17 protein-coding genes are annotated in these 20,273 nt (G+C 44.7%); 13 read left to right on the forward strand and 4 right to left on the reverse strand.

Annotation, left to right across the window (positions count from 1 at the left end):
- Nucleotides 1-74: 74 nt before the first annotated feature.
- Genes rppH through BCU07_RS01045 form a run of 5 tightly spaced genes read left to right on the forward strand, consistent with a single transcriptional unit; the run spans nucleotide 75 to nucleotide 5,385 of the window.
- A complete protein-coding gene (gene rppH / locus BCU07_RS01025; RefSeq protein WP_017059335.1) occupies nucleotides 75-593 on the forward strand; it encodes an RNA pyrophosphohydrolase in 519 nt (172 codons plus the stop codon).
- A 2-nt stretch (nucleotides 594-595) separates the two neighbouring features.
- Entirely contained in the window at nucleotides 596-2,845 is a 2,250-nt protein-coding gene (ptsP, locus tag BCU07_RS01030; RefSeq protein ID WP_017059336.1) for a phosphoenolpyruvate--protein phosphotransferase, read from the forward strand.
- Nucleotides 2,846-2,853: 8 nt separating this feature from the next.
- A complete protein-coding gene (locus BCU07_RS01035) occupies nucleotides 2,854-3,645 on the forward strand; it encodes a sulfite exporter TauE/SafE family protein (RefSeq protein ID WP_017059337.1) in 792 nt (263 codons plus the stop codon).
- A 57-nt stretch (nucleotides 3,646-3,702) separates the two neighbouring features.
- Nucleotides 3,703-4,524 (forward strand): prolipoprotein diacylglyceryl transferase, encoded by an 822-nt coding sequence (gene lgt / locus BCU07_RS01040; protein ID WP_017059338.1) that lies wholly within the window; start codon nucleotides 3,703-3,705, stop codon nucleotides 4,522-4,524.
- A 9-nt stretch (nucleotides 4,525-4,533) separates the two neighbouring features.
- Entirely contained in the window at nucleotides 4,534-5,385 is an 852-nt protein-coding gene (locus BCU07_RS01045) for a thymidylate synthase (protein WP_017059339.1), read from the forward strand.
- 555 nt (nucleotides 5,386-5,940) lie between these two features.
- Here BCU07_RS01045 and BCU07_RS01050 read toward each other — a convergent pair.
- Entirely contained in the window at nucleotides 5,941-7,086 is a 1,146-nt protein-coding gene (locus BCU07_RS01050; RefSeq protein ID WP_017059340.1) for a Na/Pi symporter, read from the reverse strand.
- Nucleotides 7,087-7,475: 389 nt separating this feature from the next.
- Between BCU07_RS01050 and nhaR the strand changes: the two genes are divergently transcribed.
- Together nhaR and BCU07_RS01060 are read left to right on the forward strand one after the other, a co-directional pair.
- Nucleotides 7,476-8,366 carry a transcriptional activator NhaR gene (gene nhaR, locus BCU07_RS01055; RefSeq protein ID WP_017059341.1) on the forward strand — a complete coding sequence of 297 codons (891 nt, stop codon included), beginning with the start codon at nucleotides 7,476-7,478 and terminating at the stop codon, nucleotides 8,364-8,366.
- 100 nt (nucleotides 8,367-8,466) lie between these two features.
- Nucleotides 8,467-8,760, forward strand: coding sequence for an ArsR/SmtB family transcription factor (locus BCU07_RS01060; RefSeq protein WP_004735028.1), 294 nt, complete (start codon nucleotides 8,467-8,469; stop codon nucleotides 8,758-8,760).
- Between the two features lie 277 nt (nucleotides 8,761-9,037).
- Here the strand turns inward: BCU07_RS01060 and rpsT are convergent, their stop codons facing one another.
- Nucleotides 9,038-9,298 carry a 30S ribosomal protein S20 gene (gene rpsT, locus BCU07_RS01065; protein ID WP_004739529.1) on the reverse strand — a complete coding sequence of 87 codons (261 nt, stop codon included), beginning with the start codon at nucleotides 9,296-9,298 and terminating at the stop codon, nucleotides 9,038-9,040.
- 251 nt (nucleotides 9,299-9,549) lie between these two features.
- On the opposite strand from rpsT, the gene murJ reads away from it, so the two are divergent.
- The 6 genes from murJ (at nucleotide 9,550) to ispH (ending at nucleotide 17,410) form a co-directional block, all read left to right on the forward strand.
- Nucleotides 9,550-11,112: a murein biosynthesis integral membrane protein MurJ gene (gene murJ, locus BCU07_RS01070; RefSeq protein ID WP_032545655.1), complete on the forward strand. Its 1,563-nt coding sequence runs from the start codon at nucleotides 9,550-9,552 to the stop codon at nucleotides 11,110-11,112.
- A gap of 70 nt (nucleotides 11,113-11,182) precedes the next feature.
- Nucleotides 11,183-12,118, forward strand: a complete 936-nt coding sequence (gene ribF, locus BCU07_RS01075) for a bifunctional riboflavin kinase/FAD synthetase (RefSeq protein ID WP_017062867.1) — start codon at nucleotides 11,183-11,185, stop codon at nucleotides 12,116-12,118.
- 63 nt (nucleotides 12,119-12,181) lie between these two features.
- On the forward strand, nucleotides 12,182-15,058 hold the full coding sequence (gene ileS, locus BCU07_RS01080) for an isoleucine--tRNA ligase (RefSeq protein WP_017059344.1): 2,877 nt from the start codon (nucleotides 12,182-12,184) through the stop codon (nucleotides 15,056-15,058).
- Nucleotides 15,059-15,215: 157 nt separating this feature from the next.
- A complete protein-coding gene (lspA, locus tag BCU07_RS01085; RefSeq protein WP_004739521.1) occupies nucleotides 15,216-15,716 on the forward strand; it encodes a signal peptidase II in 501 nt (166 codons plus the stop codon).
- Between the two features lie 149 nt (nucleotides 15,717-15,865).
- Complete coding sequence (fkpB, locus tag BCU07_RS01090; protein ID WP_017059345.1) at nucleotides 15,866-16,297, forward strand: FKBP-type peptidyl-prolyl cis-trans isomerase; 432 nt, start codon at nucleotides 15,866-15,868, stop codon at nucleotides 16,295-16,297.
- A gap of 156 nt (nucleotides 16,298-16,453) precedes the next feature.
- Nucleotides 16,454-17,410, forward strand: a complete 957-nt coding sequence (ispH, locus tag BCU07_RS01095) for a 4-hydroxy-3-methylbut-2-enyl diphosphate reductase (RefSeq protein WP_029235913.1) — start codon at nucleotides 16,454-16,456, stop codon at nucleotides 17,408-17,410.
- A gap of 139 nt (nucleotides 17,411-17,549) precedes the next feature.
- Here the strand turns inward: ispH and btsR are convergent, their stop codons facing one another.
- Together btsR and BCU07_RS01105 are read right to left on the reverse strand one after the other, a co-directional pair.
- On the reverse strand, nucleotides 17,550-18,281 hold the full coding sequence (gene btsR, locus BCU07_RS01100; RefSeq protein ID WP_017067611.1) for a two-component system response regulator BtsR: 732 nt from the start codon (nucleotides 18,279-18,281) through the stop codon (nucleotides 17,550-17,552).
- 105 nt (nucleotides 18,282-18,386) lie between these two features.
- Nucleotides 18,387-20,057, reverse strand: a complete 1,671-nt coding sequence (locus BCU07_RS01105; RefSeq protein WP_017080271.1) for a sensor histidine kinase — start codon at nucleotides 20,055-20,057, stop codon at nucleotides 18,387-18,389.
- Nucleotides 20,058-20,273 lie beyond the last annotated feature (216 nt).

Raw genomic sequence — 20,273 nt, forward strand, 5'->3', positions numbered from 1 at the left:
CGTCACTAAGTTTGCTCCGATTGGGGATATGTGGAAAAATCAGAGTAATTAAAAATTTAGATAGAGGTTGGCCAGTGATAGATGGCGATGGTTACCGATTAAATGTTGGTATTGTAATCTGTAACAACCATGGTCAGGTCTTCTGGGCTAAACGATACGGGCAACATTCATGGCAATTCCCTCAAGGGGGAATAGATGAAGGTGAGACTCCGGAACAGGCAATGTACCGCGAGTTGTATGAAGAGGTTGGCCTTACTAAAAAGGATGTAAAGATCGTCGCGACAAGTCGTCATTGGTTACGCTACAAGCTACCCAAACGACTGGTTCGGTGGGATTCTAAACCTGTCTGTATTGGACAAAAACAGAAGTGGTTCCTTTTGCGCTTAGATTGCGATGAATCGCATATCAATATGCAGCGTGGAAGTACACCTGAGTTTGATGGTTGGCGTTGGGTGAGTTACTGGTACCCAGTTCGACAAGTTGTTTCTTTCAAGCGAGATGTTTACCGTCGAGCGATGAAAGAGTTCGCATCTTTAGCAATGCCGTTTAAAGAGCGAAAAATAAAAGGAAAGCGCAAATTGCGTAGAGGTTAAGCATGCTCAGTCAACTAAGGGAAATAGTTGAACACGTATCAAGAGTTGAAGATGTGTCGACGGCTCTTGATATTTTGGTTAAAGAGACATGCAGTGCGATGCAGACGGAATGTTGCACCGTGTATTTGGCAAATAATGATATGCAGCGCCTTGAGTTGATGGCAACTCAAGGCCTGATCTTCAAAGGCAATAGCATTCACATTGGTTTTGACGAAGGTCTGGTTGGCCTTGTTAAAAGAAGTGCTGAACCTATCAACCTTGCACAAGCGTCTGCTCACCCTGCTTATAAGTTTTTTCCAGAGCTTGGAGAAAACGTCTATCACTCTTTTCTCGGTACTCCGATTATCCACCGCAAGCAAGTGCTCGGTGTATTGGTCATTCAACAGAAGACCCCACGTTTATTTAGTGAGATGGAAGAATCCTTCCTTGTCACGCTCTCTGCACAACTTGCCGTTATTGTGGCGCACGCCCAAACTCAAGGCCATTGGCTGTTAGAGCAACAGAAGCTACCGGCTACTAAAGGTATTGCAGCTTCATCGGGCGTGGCGATTGGTGACTTATGGTGGGACAACACTCAGCCTGAACTCACCGATGTTTATCCTGCTTCGACGCTCAATATAGAGAGAGAGCATGAGTTGTTGGCGGTAGCGGTTGAAAACGCCCTCAATGACTTTAAGCGCATGCGAAAGCGCTTAGATAGCGAAATCAATAAAGATGCGTTGGCGATCTTTGACCTGTTTACTCACTTACTCAACGATCCTATGCTGCGTAAGGATCTAAAAAGCCAAATCCAGAAAGGCGATAAAGCCGATTGGGCACTAAGACAGGTTGTAGAGAGTTATTCTAATCGCTTTGCTCGTATGTCGGACGTGTATCTTCGTGAGAGAGCACAAGACATCCGAGAGCTCGGACAAAGGCTGCTCTATTTCCTCCACAACTCTGAACATGAACTTCGCACGTTAGATAAGCCGATTATCCTAGTGGTTCGTGAGTTAACCGCTTCGGTATTAGCGTCTATTCCCAAAGAAAAGCTCTTAGCGGTGATTTCCTTGGAAGGGGCGGCGAACTCGCACGCAGCGATTTTATCTCGAGCGCTTGGCATACCTTCCGTCATGGGGGTAAACCTCAACCTAGCTCAAGCTAATGGCAAGCGAGCGATTGTTGATGGGTATAGCGGTGAGATCTTTATTGAGCCGACTAAAAGCCTGCTCAAAGAGTATCGAGGGCTGATTCTAGAAGAGAGTGAGCTCTCCTCTATGGTCAATCGCGAGCTGTACCTACCGGCAAAAACGCAAGACAACAAGCAAGTCGAGATTCTGCTTAATGCGGGTTTAAGTGCAGACACTAACATCGCTATCAACCAAGGCGTTGATGGCGTAGGGCTGTATCGAACTGAAATTTCTTTCTTGTTGCAGCAAAGATTCCCGTCAGAGGATGAACAATTCAAGCAGTATCGTTCTGTACTGGCAAGCTACCCAGAGAAACAAGTGGTGATGCGTACACTCGATATCGGTGGTGATAAGGCCTTACCGTATTTTCCTATCGAAGAGGACAATCCATTCCTTGGTTGGCGTGGTATTCGGTTTACGCTCGATCATCCTGACATCTTTATTATTCAGTTACGTGCCATGCTACGTGCGAGCTGTGAAAGCCATAACTTGAGTATTTTGCTGCCGATGATCTCTGGTGCACAGGAGTTGGATGACGCGCTACAGTTGATTGAACAAGCGTATGATGAAGTGCATGAGCTTGATAACCGAGTGCGTATGCCTCGCGTTGGTATCATGATTGAAGTGCCATCCATGCTGTACATACTGCCGCTGATTGCGCATAAGGTCGACTTTGTTTCAGTCGGTACCAACGACTTAACCCAATATTTATTAGCGGTTGATCGGAACAATTCACGAGTATCCGATGTCTATGAATCAATGCACCCTGCGGTGATCATGGCATTAAAACAAATTCATGATACTTGTAAGCAATATCAATTACCTGTTTGTATTTGTGGCGAGTTAGCCGGTGACCCGATGGGCGCGCTGCTATTGATTGGATTGGGGTATGAGACGTTAAGTATGAATACCTCGAATGTCGCAAGAACCAAATATTTGATTCGTCAATCGAACTTGGCTGAATTACAGGATTTGGCAAATAAGGCACTTTCAAAACCGTATGGTAGTGACATCTATAGTATGATGCTGAACTATTTCGAAGAGCGTGAATTTACAGGCTTCATTCGAGCAGGTAAAAAATAGGATTTAACGTGTCATATGAACTGATAGGCTTGTTAGCGGGCCTTGGTGCTATTGTTGGTGTTTTAGCAGGCTTGCTAGGCATTGGTGGTGGTTTGCTGGTTGTTCCTGCCTTACTGTTTTTGCTTCCTAAAGCGGGTATCCCCCAAGAGTTTGCGATGCAAATGGCATTGGCTACTTCGCTATCAACCATCATCGTTACGTCGGGATCGTCTGCGATTAACCATCTAAAGTTGGGTAACGTAGAGATGTTTGTCGTTAAATGGTTGATGCCAGGTGTGGTGATAGGTGGCTTCCTCGGCTCTTTCGTGGCCGATGTAATTCCAGCTCAATACTTACCAAAAGTCTTTGGTGTGATTGTTTTGGTGTTGGCGTTGCAAATGCTATTGTCGATTCGCTCCAAGAGCCAAAAATCGATGCCGGGTTCAGCTAAAACCGTGTTGTGTGGCGGCGGGATTGGTTTGGTATCAAGCTTAGCGGGCATTGGCGGTGGGTCTTTATCGGTACCTTTCCTTAACCATCACGGTGTGGAAATGCGTAAAGCCGTCGGCTCATCTTCGGTATGCGGTTGTGTTATCGCGATTTCGGGAATGCTAGGTTTCATTTGGCATGGATCTTCTGTCGATGATCTTCCTGCGTATAGCTTGGGTTATGTTTATCTACCGGCTTTGATCGCGATATCTTGTACCTCAGTTTTGACCACTCGAGTGGGTGCGAAACTGGCCACTCAATTGCCAACCCCTGTGCTGAAGAAATTCTTTGCGGTATTTTTAATGTTTATAGCAGCCACAATGCTGCTGTAGTGTCTTTTCTGTTAGTCATTGAGCTAACCGTTAATCAATTTAGATAGAGAGCCAAGTATGTCTCAGGGTTTTATCGAATTCCCAAATATCGATCCTGTTCTTATTGAACTAGGACCAATCTCAGTTCGTTGGTACGGCCTAATGTACCTTGTCGGTTTTATGTTTGCTCTTTGGTTAGCAAATCGCCGAGCTGATCAACCGGGTAGTGGTTGGACTCGAGAGCAAGTATCAGACTTACTGTTTGCTGGCTTTCTAGGTGTGGTGTTGGGTGGTCGTATTGGCTACGTACTTTTCTACAACTTTGACCTTTTCCTAGCAGACCCACTGTACCTATTTAAGGTATGGACTGGCGGTATGTCTTTCCACGGTGGCTTGCTGGGTGTTATCACCGCAATGTTCTGGTATGCGAAAAAGAATGGTCGCACCTTCTTTGGCGTGGCAGACATGATTGCACCACTCGTCCCATTTGGTTTAGGTATGGGCCGTCTAGGTAACTTCATGAACAGCGAGCTTTGGGGCCGTGTGACTGATGTGCCATGGGCGATTGTGTTCCCTAACGGTGGTCCACTTCCTCGTCACCCATCTCAACTTTACGAGATGGCGCTTGAAGGTATCGTGCTGTTCTTCATCTTGAACTGGTTTATCAAAAAGCCGCGTCCTCTTGGTTCTGTATCAGGGTTATTCCTAGCTGGATATGGTACATTCCGCTTCTTAGTAGAATACGTACGTGAACCTGATGCTCACCTAGGTTTGTTCGGTGGGTTTATCTCTATGGGACAAATTTTGTCACTGCCAATGGTTATCATCGGTGTGCTGATGATGGTGTGGGCATACAAGCGTGGTCACTACAAAGACGAATTACCACAACAAACGAAGTAAGGAATTGGTGTGAAACAGTATTTAGATCTCTGTCAGCGTATCGTTGATGACGGTACTTGGATTGAAAATGAACGCACGGGCAAGCGTTGCCTAACCGTGATCAATGCTGACCTTGAATATGATGTTGGTAATAACCAATTCCCACTGGTAACAACGCGTAAGAGTTTTTGGAAAGCCGCAGTTGCTGAGCTGCTTGGCTATATCCGTGGTTACGACAATGCTGAAGATTTTCGTAAGCTAGGGACTAAAACTTGGGATGCGAATTCTAACCTGAATGAAGCATGGCTGAATAACCCTTACCGCAAGGGTGAAGATGACATGGGCCGTGTTTATGGCGTTCAAGGACGTGCATGGGCAAAACCTGACGGCGGTCATATCGACCAACTGAAGAAGATTGTTGATGATCTAACTAACGGTATTGATGACCGCGGCGAGATCTTAAACTTCTACAACCCAGGTGAGTTCCACATGGGATGTTTGCGTCCGTGTATGTACAGCCATCACTTCTCACTACTTGGTGATACTCTGTACCTAAACAGCACTCAGCGCTCTTGCGATGTACCCCTAGGCCTGAACTTCAACATGGTTCAAGTGTATGTCTTCCTAGCTATCATGGCGCAAATCACGGGTAAGAAAGCTGGCGTGGCTTACCATAAGCTAGTAAATGCTCATATTTACGAAGATCAACTTGCACCTATGCGTGATATCCAGTTAAAGCGTGAGCCGTTAGCTGGCCCAACATTCCATATCAATCCTCAGATTAAGTCTCTAGAAGATTTGGAAACATGGGTAACGATGGATGACTTCTGGGTTGAAGGTTACGAATGCCACGAAGCGATTAAGTACCCATTCTCGGTTTAATCTCACTCGCTTTGTTTGATTGAAAGGCTGCCTCTGTGCAGCCTTTTTTGTATCTAAGTTACAGTGACGAGTAATCGAGATTCGAAGAGCAGAGAAATCATATGCTGTGTGATGCTTTATGTTACTCGTATACTCTCAACGCGCATTGGCTCTTTCTCTTCGATACTCGCTTACACGCATCTCGAATCTTTTTTCGATTCATCATTCCCTAGACTGACGAAGGAAGGAGTTGGGAGTCTCTTTCGTGGTGTGTTTGTGGGATTCCCTATCACGCTCGTTCCTCGCTGTAGGGAATGACGGAAATATATAGATGCGGGTAAACGAGATGCGGGATACGAAGAACTAGAACGGACTTCTTTGGTGAGTAATGCTTACCTTACCGATTTACTCTTATATCGTATCAGTTTCAGCTCTTGTCACAAGCTTACTCATATCTCGAATTTGATTTTAGCTCTTCGTTACTCGTTTACCCGAATCCCGTATCTGCTCTTAAAAAGAAAAAGCCCGCAACCTAGGAGGTAGCGGGCTTTGCTATAAGCGATGTTTATTTTGCTATTAAGCGGTAAGAGCTAACACGCTACCAGGCAGTACAAGGAATACCGCAACAAGGTAACCAGCCACTACAGCTTTGTTCTTCACAGCCATGTCTGAAATCATGTCTGCCGCTTTAACTGGAAGTTCACGTAGGAACGGGATACCGAAGATGAATACCGTTGACATGATGTTGAACACCAAGTGTACTAGAGCAATTTGTAGTGCGAATACTGCGAACTCACCAGACACTGCTGTAGCTGCAAGTAGAGCCGTAATACATGTACCGATGTTTGCACCCAGAGTGAATGGGTAAACGTCACGTACTTTAAGAACACCTGAACCTACTAGTGGAACCATCAAGCTTGTTGTCGTAGAAGATGACTGAACAAGGATAGTAACGATAGAGCCAGAAGCGATACCGTGGATTGGACCACGACCAATTGCATTCTTTAGAATCTCACGAGCACGACCCACCATCAGGCTCTTCATTAGCTTACCCATTACCGTGATAGCTACGAAGATAGTTGCGATACCTAGAGCGATAAGCATGATGCCGCCAACAGTGTCGCCAAACGTTGATAGTGGTTCTTTAATCGCACTTACAACAGGCTTAGTGATTGGCTTGATGAAGTTAAGACCACCCATGCTCATATCACCTGTTGCTAGCATCGGTGATACTAACCAGTGAGAAATTTTCTCTAGAATTCCAAACGCCATCTCTAGTGGTAGGAAGATAGCAACGGCTAATAGGTTAAAGAAGTCGTGGATTGTCGCACTTGCGAATGCACGTTTGAACTCTTCTTTACAACGAACGTGACCAAGGCTAACTAGCGTATTGGTTACCGTAGTACCAATGTTAGCACCCATGATCATAGGAATTGCTAGCTCAACAGGTAAACCACCTGCCACAAGGCCAACGATAATTGAAGTAACTGTACTTGATGATTGAATAAGCGCTGTTGCTACTAAACCAATCATTAAGCCTGCAACTGGGTGTGAAGCAAATTCGAAAAGAACCTTTGCTTGCTCGCCTGTTGCCCATTTGAAGCCTGTACCAACCATTGAAACTGAAAGTAATAGTAGGTAAAGCATGAATGCCAAGTTAGCCCAGCGTAGCCAACGAGTAGTGCTCGAGATAGGCGCTGCTGCAGTAGTAGCTTGGTTCATAATGTTTTCTCCATTGGACCGTTTAAGTCTGTGTTTGGTCTGTTTGTTTAATCTGAGCGTGATGTTAGAGGGGAAATATTTCAGTAATATTACATTTTGGTTTAGGTGCGACTTTTTTGTGATGATTTACTCTTTAAATATTCCAATTGCTAATGTGGTTGTTTTAAGTTGTTGTTTTGAATTGTTTTTTAATGGAAATTCTATAGGTGATATAGATCTTAAAAGTTAGAAAAAAATTGAAAATAATCGATGAAATATTACATTATGAAATCAGACACTTCGAAAAAATAAGTGGTAAATCTATGTTTGGTTAGGTTTTTCCGAGTTTGTTGAGTGGCGGTGTCATATTTGATATAAAAGGGTATCTACTCTTTTATTACGGCACATCTATGTCGCATCTCAACTACAACCATCTGTATTACTTCTGGATGGTTTGCAAGCAAGGCTCTGTTACTAAAGCTGCAGAAGCCCTATTCCTAACACCACAAACGGTAACGGGGCAGATAAAAGCCTTAGAAGAACGCATGGATGGCAAGTTGACCAAGCGTAATGGCCGAAGTGTTGAGCCTACAGAGCTTGGGCAACTGGTCTTTAAATATGCCGATCGTATGTTTGGCCTGAGTTACGAGATGCTGGACATCGTGAATTACAGCCAGCACTCCAATATTCTGTTTGATGTTGGCGTCGCGGATGCGCTCTCTAAAAGACTCGTCAGTAAGATACTGATGTCGACCATCCCTCCAGATAACAGCATTCACTTGCGCTGTTTTGAATCGACCCATGAAATGCTACTTGAGCAACTCTCTCAACATAAGCTCGATATGATTTTGTCTGACTGTCCGGTGGACTCTAGTCAAAGCCCGGGCCTGTTCAGTAAAAAGCTGGGTGAGAGTGGAATGAGCTTTTTTAGTTCAGGTCAGGTTGAAGGGGTTAATTTCCCTGCTGTATTGGAGCAAAGAAAGCTTTTGATCCCTGGCAGCCGAACCTCAATGGGTCGTAAAGTGCTGCAATGGTTTGATAGACAAGGGCTTAAGCCAGATATTTTAGGTGAGTTTGATGATGCCGCATTGATGAAGGCTTTTGCTCGTTACCATCATGACGTAATATTTTTAGCACCGACGATTTATATGTCTGAAGTGGAAGACGACACATCACTGCAACTATTAGGCGGTATTGAAGAGTTAAAAGAGGAGTACTACGTCATATTTGCTGAGAGGATGATCCAACATCCAGCAGTAAAAAACGTATGTGACGCAGATTTTAGCAAATTGTTCGAGTGAGATAGTTTGTTAATGAATTGATATCGATTATCATAACTCCGCAATATGCCGGAAATACTGATAGCCCGTAGTTGGCGTAAAGGTTGTAGGGAGCCAAACTATGAACTTAAAAGAGATGGAGAAGAACTCAGCACAAGCTGTGATTCTACTCAAAGCCATGGCTAACGAGCGTCGCTTACAGATTTTGTGCCTATTACATGGCACTGAACTGTCGGTTGGGGAGTTGTGTGGCAAGTTGGAACTGAGTCAGTCTGCTTTATCTCAACATCTTGCTTGGTTGAGAAGAGATGGTTTGGTCGAAACTCGCAAAGAAGCTCAAACTGTGTATTACACATTGAGTAGTGAAGAAGTAAAAGCGATGATTAACCTACTGCATGGTATTTACTGCAAGTAGCTTATTGCTGGTGGGAGGGGGATTTCTTATCAGCGATAGAATGACACAAGGAAGTGTTAGCATTTCACATTGAACGTTAGTGTTTACCTATCTATCTACGTACCAATTTGCTTCTCTATTTATTTTTCTTATTGTTTGTTTTATCTATCTGCTTAAATTGTTTATCGGTCAGAAAAACGGCTGTTAGCACGTAAAATAAAAGCGTTACTCAAAATTTAGATATAAAAAAACCGGCCTAGGCCGGTTTTTTTCGTTTTGCGTTGTAATCAAATTTCTATTAAAGAGCTTTGATTGCAGCAGCGAAACGAGACTTATGACGTGCAGCTTTATTCTTATGAATAAGGCCTTTAGTCGCCATACGGTCAAGAAGTGGTGTAACTTCTACAAGAGCAGCAGTTGCAGCTTCTTTATCACCAGCTGCGATAGCTGCGATAGTCTTTTTCATGTAAGTGCGCATCATAGAACGACGGCTAGCATTGTGCTGGCGACGTTTCTCAGCTTGGATAGCGCGCTTCTTAGCAGATTTACTGTTTGCCAAGGGTCTAACTCCCAAAAACTTAGTTCGGTGACAATTTAAGGGCGAGGACTATCCCTCATTAGCGCTTAATTGTCAAATGATTTGTGCAAAAACCAATCGTAGCCAAACAAACTTTGGTATGGAAAGGTCATCGCGGTTAAGATGGCGGGGATTCTAACAGCATTTTTAGACCAATGCTAATAAATATGCTTCTTAGGACAGGATAGTATTTATCCTCGCTTGAAAGTAATCAACCAGTGTCAGAGGTTTCTGTGAGTAAACGACTATTAAAGTCAGGCCTGATTGTCAGCGCAATGACTTTTGTTTCCCGTGTATTGGGGCTAGTACGTGATGTAGTAGTAGCAAATTTGATGGGGGCAGGAGCGAGTGCCGACGTATTTTTCTTCGCTAATAAAATTCCTAATTTCTTACGTCGACTTTTTGCAGAAGGTGCGTTTTCTCAAGCGTTTGTTCCTGTATTAACGGAATATCACGCCGCAGGTGATAAAGATAAGACACGAGATTTAATTGCTAAGGTGTCGGGGACGCTCGGGGTTTTAGTTTCTATTGTCACCGTCATCGGGGTATTGGGCTCTGGCGTGATCACCGCGATGTTTGGTGCGGGTTGGTTTATCGACTGGCTAAATGATGGCCCATCAGCACCCAAATTTGAGCTAGCGAGCTTTATGCTCAAGATTACCTTTCCTTATTTATGGTTTATCACCTTCGTCGCTTTATCTGGTGCCATTCTTAATACATTAGGTAAATTTGCGGTCTCTTCTTTTACTCCTGTGTTCTTGAACGTGATGATCATAGGCGCTGCATGGTTTATCTCACCTAATTTAGAACAACCAGAAATTGGTTTGGCTATTGGTGTGTTTCTTGGTGGCTTAGTCCAATTCCTTTTCCAAATGCCTTTCTTGATCAAAGCGGGTGTGTTGGTTAAGCCGAAGTGGGGATGGAGAGACCCGGGTGTGGTTAAGATCCGCACATTAATGATCCCTGCTCTGTTCGGTGTATCGGTCAGCCAAATCAACTTATTGTTTGATACCTTTATTGCCAGCTTCCTCGCAACAGGCTCTATCAGTTGGTTGTACTACTCAGACCGACTGCTTGAATTTCCTCTCGGTTTATTCGGTATCGCGATTGCGACTGTGATTCTTCCTGCTTTGTCTCGTAAACACGTAGATGCTCAAGGGGAAGGGTTCGCGCATACCATGGATTGGGGCGTGCGCATGGTGTTGCTGCTTGGTATTCCTGCGATGTTAGGTCTTATCGTTTTAGCTAAACCCATGTTGATGGTGCTATTTATGCGTGGTGAGTTCTCTCCACACGATGTACAGCAAGCATCGATGTCATTGGTAGCTTACGCATCAGGCTTGCTTAATTTCATGCTGATTAAAGTTTTAGCTCCGGGCTATTACTCTCGCCAAGATACCAAAACACCGGTTAAGTACGGCATTATCGCTATGGTGACCAATATGGTGTTTAACGCGATCTTTGCTTATTTTTATGGCTATGTGGGTTTGGCGATTGCGACGGCACTGTCTGCCTTTGTGAATATGGCCTTGTTATATCGAGGATTGCACCTTGCGGGTGTGTATCAATTAACTAAGACAACCTTGTTGTTCAGTGCCAAATTAATTATCTCAGGTGTGGTGATGGTAGCGGCTATTTTATGGCAGCTGGATAATATGCAACATTGGCTTGAATGGAGCTTTAGCCAGAGAGCGCTGACATTAACTGGCTTGATTGGACTTGGTGGCTTTGTTTATATTGTTTCGGTACTGATTTTAGGTATCCGAGTAAAACATTTAAAAGCAGCGACAGATTAATACTGATTAGTATATAATCCGTCGGTTTCACACAATAAATGATGCAAATAACAGGTTTTAGCTGATCATAATGGAACTGATCCGAGGTATACACAATATTAAAGCGCAGCATCATGGCTGTGTATTAACCATAGGTAACTTCGATGGTGTTCATTTAGGACATCAAGAGGTTTTGAGTCAGGTTTCTAAACAAGCTGCAGCATTAGGGCTACCTTCTGTTGTTATGACGTTTGAACCGCAGCCTATGGAGCTGTTTGCCCGAGATAGAGCGCCAGCACGTTTAACTCGTTTACGAGACAAATACGTGCAACTGAGTAAGCTAGATATCAGTCGCTTATTGTGTGTTAATTTTAATCAGTATTTTGCAAGTTTATCCGCGGAAGCATTCATTAAGGATCTTTTGGTTGATAAGCTTGGTGTGAAGTTCTTGGTGGTTGGTGACGATTTTTGCTTTGGTAAAGGTCGTACCGGTAATTTCGCTATGCTCAAAGAGGCGGGCGAGAAGTACGGTTTTGAGGTGGTCAGCACCCAAAGCTATTGCTTAAACCAATTACGAGTAAGCAGTACTGAGATACGAAATGCATTAGCGGTCGATGACTTGGCTGCAAGTGCTACCATGTTAGGACGTGATTACAGTATTAGTGGTCGAGTGTCCCATGGTCGAAAACTAGGGAGAACTATCGGTTTCCCTACCGCTAATATTCCATTAAAGCGTTGTGTTTCTCCTGTATCGGGAGTGTATGTTGTTGAAGCTTTGGATATCGACGGTGTTCCTGTCGGTGGCGTTGCTAATATTGGACAACGACCAACAGTTAATGGGGTAAGGCAGCAATTGGAAGTGCATTTTTTTGACTTTAAAGCCAATTTATATGGTAAACAGTTAGAAGTACGACTTTTGCACAAACTGCGCGACGAGATAAAATTTGAATCGTTCGACGCACTAAAGAATCAAATAGAATTGGATGCTGAAGCCGCAAGGGTGTGGCTGCTTCAGCTAAAGAATTAATCGGATGATTCCACCGATTAACATAATGTCTAACTTCGCCCAATATAACGGAATTAAGAATCGATGAGTGATTATAAAGATACCCTGAACTTACCAGAAACAGGGTTCCCAATGCGCGGCAATCTGGCAAATCGTGAGCCAGAAATGCTGAAGCGTTGGTACAAAGAAGATCTTTACGGCGAAATCCGTAAGGCAAAGAAAGGTAAAAAATCTTTCGTACTGCATGATGGCCCTCCATACGCGAACGGCGATATTCACATTGGCCACGCGCTGAATAAGATTCTTAAAGACATTATTATCAAATCTAAGACCCTTTCTGGTTTTGATGCACCGTACATCCCTGGTTGGGACTGTCACGGTCTTCCAATCGAGCTAATGGTTGAGAAGAAGAAAGGTAAGCCTGGTCAGAAGATTTCGGCGGCTGAATTCCGCGAAGAGTGTCGAAAGTACGCTGCGGGTCAAGTTGAAGGTCAGAAAGAGAGCTTCAAACGTCTTGGCATCATGGGCGAGTGGGACAAACCTTATCGCACTATGGATTTTGGCACAGAAGCGAACATCATTCGTTCTCTTGGCAAAATCGCAGACAAAGGTCACCTTCTTAAAGGTTTCAAACCCGTTCACTGGTGTACTGATTGTGGTTCTGCTCTGGCTGAAGCTGAAGTTGAATACAAAGATAAAGTTTCTCCATCTATCGATGTGAAATTTACAGCAGCTGACGAAGCGGCGCTTCTAGAGAAATTTACTCTAGCTGAAGGTCATGCGGGTCAAGGCGAAATTTCTATCGTTATCTGGACAACAACACCATGGACTCTGCCTGCTAACCGCGCAGTATGTCTACGTGATGATCTTGAATACGTGCTTATCCAAGTTGAAGCGAATGGCGACCAGCCTGCTCAACGTATCGTTGTTGCTTCTGAACTAGCAAAAGACGTAATGGATCGTGCAGGTATCGAGCACTTCCACAACCTTGGTTTTGCTACAGGTGCTGATCTTGAGCTTTCTCAGTTCAACCACCCGTTCTACGACTTTACTGTTCCTGCAGTTCTTGGCGATCACGTAACAACAGATTCAGGTACTGGTGTGGTTCACACTGCGCCTGGTCACGGTCAAGAAGATTTCGTGGTTGGTAAAAAGTACAACCTAGAAATCGCTAACCCAGTTGGTTCTAACGGCGTTTACCTGCCAGATACAGAGCTATTTGCTGGTCAGCACGTATTCAAAGCGAACGACTCTGTTTTAGAAGTTCTAAAAGAGAAAGGTGCACTTCTGCATCACCACGCTTACGAGCACAGCTACCCACACTGTTGGAGACACAAAACTCCAATCATCTTCCGCGCAACACCACAATGGTTCATCTCTATGGATCAAGCTGGGCTACGTGCTAAAGCACTAGAGTCAATCAAGAGTGTTGAGTGGTTGCCTGAATGGGGTCAAAGCCGTATCGAAGGCATGGTTGAAGGTCGTCCTGAGTGGTGTATCTCTCGTCAACGTACTTGGGGTGTGCCAATTGCTTTGTTTGTTCATAAAGAAACAGCAGAACTTCACCCAGAAAGCCCAGCGCTTATTGAAAAAGTTGCGAAGCTAGTTGAAGAGAAAGGCATTCAAGCTTGGTGGGATGTAGACGCTGCTGAACTTATGGGCGCAGAAGACGCTGATAAGTACGAAAAAGTAATGGATACGCTAGACGTATGGTTCGACTCAGGTGTTACGCACTTCTCTGTTGTTGATTCTCGTGAAGAGTACAACTTCCCGAACGAAGAGCGCACTCACAGTGCTGATCTTTACCTTGAAGGTTCAGACCAACACCGTGGCTGGTTCCAGTCTTCTCTAATTTCATCTATCGCGATGAAAGACGAAGCACCGTACAAGCAAGTACTAACGCACGGTTTCGTAGTGGATGGTAACGGCCGTAAGATGTCTAAATCTATCGGTAACGTTGTTGCTCCTAAAGACGTAACCAACAAGCTAGGTGCAGATATCCTGCGTCTATGGGTTGCTTCTACAGACTACACGGGTGAAGTTGCGGTTTCTGATGAAATCCTGAAGCGTTCAGCGGATGCTTACCGTCGTATTCGTAACACGGCTCGTTTCTTCCTAGCGAACTTGAACGGTTTCAACCCTGAAACTGACCTAGTTCCTGCTGAAGAGATGGTTGCACTTGATCGCTGGGCTGTTGGCCGTGCTCAAGCTGCACAAGAAGAGATTGTTAAAGCATACGGCGAGTACAACACTCACGGTGTGACTCAACGTCTAATGCAGTTCTGTTCTATCGAAATGGGTTCTTTCTACCTAGACGTAATCAAAGACCGTCAGTACACAGCGAAGCAGGGCAGCCATGCTCAACGTAGCTGTCAAACGGCGCTTTACTACATCGTAGAAGCTCTAGTTCGTTGGATGGCACCTATCATGTCGTTCACTGCAGATGAAATTTGGAACGAAATGCCAAGCTCTTTACCAACTGGAGAGCAGCGCGACACGTTCGTATTCACAGGTGAGTGGTTCGAAGGTCTATTTGGTCTTGCAGAAGGCGAAGAGCTAAGCAACGAATTCTGGACTGAAATCCAGTCTGTTCGTGGCGCAGTGAACAAGCTTCTTGAAGATGCTCGTAAAGAGAAAACGATCGGTGGTGCACTGCAAGCTGAAGTTACTCTATACGCTGACGATGCACTAGCGGCTAAAATCAACAAGCTAGAAGATGAGCTACGTTTCGTACTTATCACCTCTGCAGCTGTTGTTAAGCCACTGAGCGAGAAGTCTGATGCAGCGCAAGCGACAGACGTTGCTGGTCTATTCGTTGAAGTTGCGGCTACTGAAGCTGAGAAGTGTGACCGTTGCTGGCACCACACTCCAGATGTAGGCACTATCGAAGGTCACGAGAAAGTTTGTGGTCGTTGTGTGTCGAACATCGACGGTGAAGGCGAAGTGCGTAAGTTCGCATAACGACTCAGAGAAAGACTGAACTTTTTGTAAAAATCATAGCCCCAGTATCAACTGGGGTTATTTTTAGTTATAGGAAATGTGTTTAACCAAGTTGGTAATCAAGGTCACGTAAGGTGACTAACAATGAATACCAACTTCGTAAATACTAGGAATAGAAATGAGTGAAGTTTCGTTAAAACAATCTGGTGTACGTTGGTTATGGCTGGCTCTATTGGTCTTCTTGGCTGATATCGGCATTAAACTCTTTGTCATGGACAATATGGGTTATGGTTGGGCAAACCGTATTGAGGTGCTGCCATTCTTTAACTTTTTGTACGTGCATAACTACGGTGCAGCGTTTAGCTTCTTGAGTGATCAAAGTGGTTGGCAGCGTTGGTTATTTACGGGTATCGCATTTGCGGTAACAGGTATGCTGACGTACTGGATGAGCAAACTACCAGCAACAGAGAAGTGGAATAACATTGCTTATGCGATCATCATTGGTGGTGCAGTAGGTAATGTGTTTGACCGAGTCGTACATGGCTTTGTTGTCGATTACTTAGACTTCTACTGGGGCACTTACCACTGGCCTGCATTTAACTTAGCGGATATGGGAATCTGTATCGGTGCTGCGATGATCATCTTAGATGGTTTCCGTAAGAAAGACGAAAGCAAATAGCTTGCTTCAAAGTCAGTCTATGACTCACAGAATAGAATAGCCCTAAGCGCTGTCGGTTGATTCCGACGGCGCTTTTTTTTATGCTTCAGTCAACAAGGAAGCAAAGCACAGCGCATCCTCAAATAATAAAGAAGTCTAAGGAAAGTAACGTGGCAGCAATTAAAAATGATTCAGCAGTAACTCTACATTTTACGATTAAAATGAAGGATGGTTCAGTTGCCGATAGTACGGAGAACATGGGCAAACCAGCGAAGTTCGTCATGGGTGATGGCAGCCTAAGTGAGAACTTTGAAGCGTGCTTACTTGGACTTGAAGCCGGCACTGAAAAGTCTATCGAACTGAAGGCGGAAGACGCGTTTGGTATGCCAAACCCAGATCATATTCACTATATGGATCGTGCTAAGTTTGTTGGCGACTCTGAAGTTGAAGTGGGCACTATCATGGCATTTTCAGGTCCTGACGGTATGGAAATTCCAGGTATTATTACTGAGATCGCAGGTGATTCAGTGACGGTTGATTTTAATCACCCACTCGCTGGTCAAGACGTTAGCTTTGACGTCAATATCTTAACGGTAGAATAACTCTCTTAACGTTAGAATAGCTGTCTTCACGCTAGAATAAGATAGCCTTACAGCTGTGATCTCACCCAGAGCTTCACTGTCTAGACGCTTCACTGTAGAATGCGAACCTCGCTGACGGCGAACTCTATAGAAGCAACCTTAGTACCGCGGTAAATGATGAGCAATGAAATGAAAATAATGTTAGCTAACCCTCGTGGCTTTTGTGCCGGTGTCGATCGTGCGATCAGCATCGTAGAGCGTGCACTCGAAATGTATCAGCCACCGATCTATGTTCGCCATGAAGTGGTACACAACCGCTTTGTTGTTGAGGGGCTCAAGCAGCGTGGTGCTATTTTTGTCGAAGAACTGAGTGAGGTGCCAGACGACAACATCGTGATCTTTTCGGCTCACGGTGTTTCTCAAGCGGTTCGTAAAGAAGCGAAAGAGCGTGAGTTAACGGTATTTGATGCGACGTGTCCTTTGGTGACTAAAGTTCATATGGAGGTTGCTCGTGCGAGCCGCAAACATATGGAAGTGGTACTGATTGGCCACGCAGGTCACCCTGAAGTGGAAGGCACTATGGGTCAATACGCGAGCCAAACGGGTGGTATGTACTTGGTTGAGAAGCCAGAAGACGTGCAAAACCTAATGGTGAACGATCCAACTAACCTGCACTACGTGAGCCAAACGACGCTATCTGTTGATGAAACCGCTGATGTAATCGAAGAGCTACGTCGTGTATTCCCTGAGATTCAAGGCCCTCGTAAAGACGACATCTGTTACGCGACTCAAAACCGTCAAGACGCTGTGCGTGAGATGGCGAATGACGTTGATGTGGTGATAGTGGTTGGTTCTAAGAACTCATCGAATTCAACTCGTCTAAAAGAGCTAGCTGAGAAACTAGGCACACCAGGCTACCTAACTGACTGTCCTGAAGACATTCAAACCGAGTGGGTTGAAGGGAAAAAGAAAATCGGTGTAACAGCCGGTGCTTCTGCTCCTGAAGAGCTGGTAAACCAAATTCTAGATCGTATTCGTGAGCTAGGTGCGACTGACGTTGAAGAGATTCAAGGTCGTGAAGAGAACATGTTCTTTGAAGTACCAAAAGAGCTACAGATTAAGCAAGTCGACTAATCTCTATTGATTGGTGACAAGATCGATGCGTAACACTATCGATTTGCAAACACTATTGATTTGTAAACAGCAGGAAGCCAACGTTGATACGTTGGCTTTTTTGATCGTGCTTTGGAACAAGGCGTCTAATTCTAACGCGTTACTGGAGACCGAGTTGCTCTTTTAAAGTCTTTAAATAACGACGACTCACCGGGACTTCAAAGCCAGTCAGGGTAATGATCTCTGCTAATCCATTTTCTAGCAGTTTGATCTCTTGGATCGATTTTATGTTGATCAAATACTGTCGATGACAGCGGATCAAATCGGTCTTTTTTTCCAAGATCTTAAGCGTTAGTTGCGAGGTTGCGGTTTGCGATGAGCTACGAACATGCACACCACTGATATCGGAATAGGCGCACTCTACCGTTTGGCTTGCCATGATCACAATGCGGTTATGACCAATACATGGGATTTGCTCTAAGTGACAGGGAGCAATCGCTGAGATGTTCTGTTCTGGTGCTTTCTGATTTTGTTTGATGACCTTATTCAGGCGACAAACGCTCTTGTTTAATCGACAAGGCTCGACTGGCTTAAGTAGGTAATCAAAAGCGTTATCTTCAAAGGCTTGAATCGCATATTGGTCGTAGGCGGTGACGAATACCACGTAGGGCATGGTATCTGGGTCAAGCATGCTTAACAGCTCAATCCCAGTAACCTGCGGCATTTGGATATCCAAATACACGACATCAGGCTTGAGTAGGTTGATCTGTTTCAGTCCTTCGATCGCGTTACTCGCTTGGCCTATGATTTCCACTTCTCCGGTTTCGGTCAGCAGCTCAATCAGCTCTTCGCGAGCAAAAAGCTCATCATCGATAACTAGTGCCTTTAACATCCTACAATCTTCATCTTGGTTCTATCCCTGCTTGGTTCACGCTTATCTTTTAAATGTCTGCTTCTAAATGTTTCAACTCGGAGCGATCCGTCTCCGAAAATACCATTATTTGAGTATAGGTATGATAAAGCTCATTCGAGTAAATTGCTGTGGTTGAGATTCTATTTTTAGTGCTGAATCTTGTCCAAAGAAATTAGTGAGTCGTTTATCAACAATTTCCATCCCTAATCCTACATGATCTTGAGATGGCTTCTGATAATTACCTGCATTGTCTTCAACGGTTAACTTGAACCCACCCTCGAAAGCCTCGCTAGAGATCTTTACTTTACCGCCTTCCAACATATTAGATATCCCATGTTTGATGGCGTTTTCTACCAGCGGTTGCAGGGTAAAGCTCGGCAATTGAGATTCATATAACTGCGGGTCGATATCCCATTCCACTTCTAGTCGATCGGTAAAGCGTGCTTTCTCTATGGTCAGGTAAGCGTTGACGTGTGCCAGTTCGTCTTTGAGCTTCACGGTGTTGATGTTCTGCTTTAGGTTGCTTCTAAAGAAGTGAGACAGGTGTTGAATCAACTCTCGAGCTTTATCTGGGTCACGACGTGTTACTGCGCTGATAGTATTAAGCGCATTGAACAAGAAGTGCGGGTTCACTTGAGCGTGCAGCAGTTTGATTTCTGCTTGTGTCAGTAGCGTTTGCTGCTGCTGGTAGTTGCTAAATAGGATCTGGCTCGATAATAGTTGAGCGATACCTTCACCCATCGACATATTGATAGTTGAGAATAGTTTCAGCTTTGGCTCATAGAGCTTGATGGTGCCGACCACTTCGTTACCCGCGCGCAATGGAATAATCAACGCAGAACCCAATTTACAATCCTGCGACAAGGAGCATTGGTATGGGTTCTCTTTGCCATCAAGGTAGATGATGTCGTTCTGTTCCATCGAAGTGAGCGTGCTTTGCGATGAAATCGGGGTGTTCGGAATATGGTGTTCATCACCAATACCAACGAACGCGAGGATTTTCTCTCGGTCGGTAATCGCTACCGCCCCTACGTTGGTCTCTTCATAAACGATACGTACGATTTTTTGTGCGTTATCGGAATTGAACCCACCATGCAAAATACCCACCGAACGTTCGGCAATGGTCAGTGCGCGGCGTGAGAAGGTAGCCGAGTACTTTTCGAAGATGGTTTTTCTGTCTTGGATGATGCTCATGAACAGTGCTGCACCGACCGAGTTAGCGATGATCATTGGCGCCGCAATATCGGAGACCAGAGCATAGGATTGTTCGAAGGGTTTTGCGACCGCCAGCAGAATCAGCATCTGAATGATCTCTGCAAACAGGGTTACCGAGAAAACCACTAACGGATTAAACAGTTGGCTGGCTTTGTTCTTTCTCACGAGATAAACGTGTAACAGGCCGCCAATCAAGCCTTCTGCTGTGGTTGAAATCGCACAAGCCAAGTCTGTGAAGCCGCCTAATGAGTAACGGTGAATTCCACCAGTAAAGCCGACGGCAAAGCCAACGACAGGGCCGCCAAACAGACCTCCCATTACCGCACCCATCGCACGCGTGTTGGCGATGGCATCATTGATCTGCAGTCCGAAATAGGTACCCATAATGCAGAACAGGGAAAACAGAACGTAGCAGCTGATCTTATGGCTTAAGCGAGATGAGATGCTCAACAAAGGGAGAATCAGTGGGGTTTTACTCAGCATGTAAGCAATCACTAAGTAGACGCAGGTTTGTTGCAGCAGAGAGAGAATGAGTTCCATATTTTCACCTATTGAGACGCTGGTTAAGTGTAAAGCTCATTGCTTGGTAACGGTAGCTTTGCTTGTGTTTTCGTAGGTTATATTCGCTTCCCAGAGTCGAAAGCACTAACGCCTGAAAACACTAAAGCCCATCACAGTGGACGGGCTTTAGTCTTAGATTCCACGAATCACTGAGTGATTACGGGAGCAAGCGAAGTTGTGTTTGGCTGTTCTTTT

The organism is Vibrio sp. 10N.261.54.E10 (assembly GCF_002877735.2).
Lineage (GTDB): Bacteria > Pseudomonadota > Gammaproteobacteria > Enterobacterales > Vibrionaceae > Vibrio > Vibrio crassostreae_C.

Bases quoted from the DNA above. Each gene is read 5' to 3' on its own strand.
- ptsP (WP_017059336.1), top strand. From the start codon at position 596: ATGCTCAGTCAACTAAGGGAAATAGTTGAACACGTATCAAGAGTTGAA.
- lgt (WP_017059338.1), top strand. From the start codon at position 3,703: ATGTCTCAGGGTTTTATCGAATTCCCAAATATCGATCCTGTTCTTATT.
- BCU07_RS01050 (WP_017059340.1), bottom strand. From the start codon at position 7,086: ATGAACCAAGCTACTACTGCAGCAGCGCCTATCTCGAGCACTACTCGT.
- nhaR (WP_017059341.1), top strand. From the start codon at position 7,476: ATGTCGCATCTCAACTACAACCATCTGTATTACTTCTGGATGGTTTGC.
- BCU07_RS01060 (WP_004735028.1), top strand. From the start codon at position 8,467: ATGAACTTAAAAGAGATGGAGAAGAACTCAGCACAAGCTGTGATTCTA.
- ribF (WP_017062867.1), top strand. From the start codon at position 11,183: ATGGAACTGATCCGAGGTATACACAATATTAAAGCGCAGCATCATGGC.
- ileS (WP_017059344.1), top strand. From the start codon at position 12,182: ATGAGTGATTATAAAGATACCCTGAACTTACCAGAAACAGGGTTCCCA.
- lspA (WP_004739521.1), top strand. From the start codon at position 15,216: ATGAGTGAAGTTTCGTTAAAACAATCTGGTGTACGTTGGTTATGGCTG.
- ispH (WP_029235913.1), top strand. From the start codon at position 16,454: ATGAGCAATGAAATGAAAATAATGTTAGCTAACCCTCGTGGCTTTTGT.
- btsR (WP_017067611.1), bottom strand. From the start codon at position 18,281: ATGTTAAAGGCACTAGTTATCGATGATGAGCTTTTTGCTCGCGAAGAG.
- BCU07_RS01105 (WP_017080271.1), bottom strand. From the start codon at position 20,057: ATGGAACTCATTCTCTCTCTGCTGCAACAAACCTGCGTCTACTTAGTG.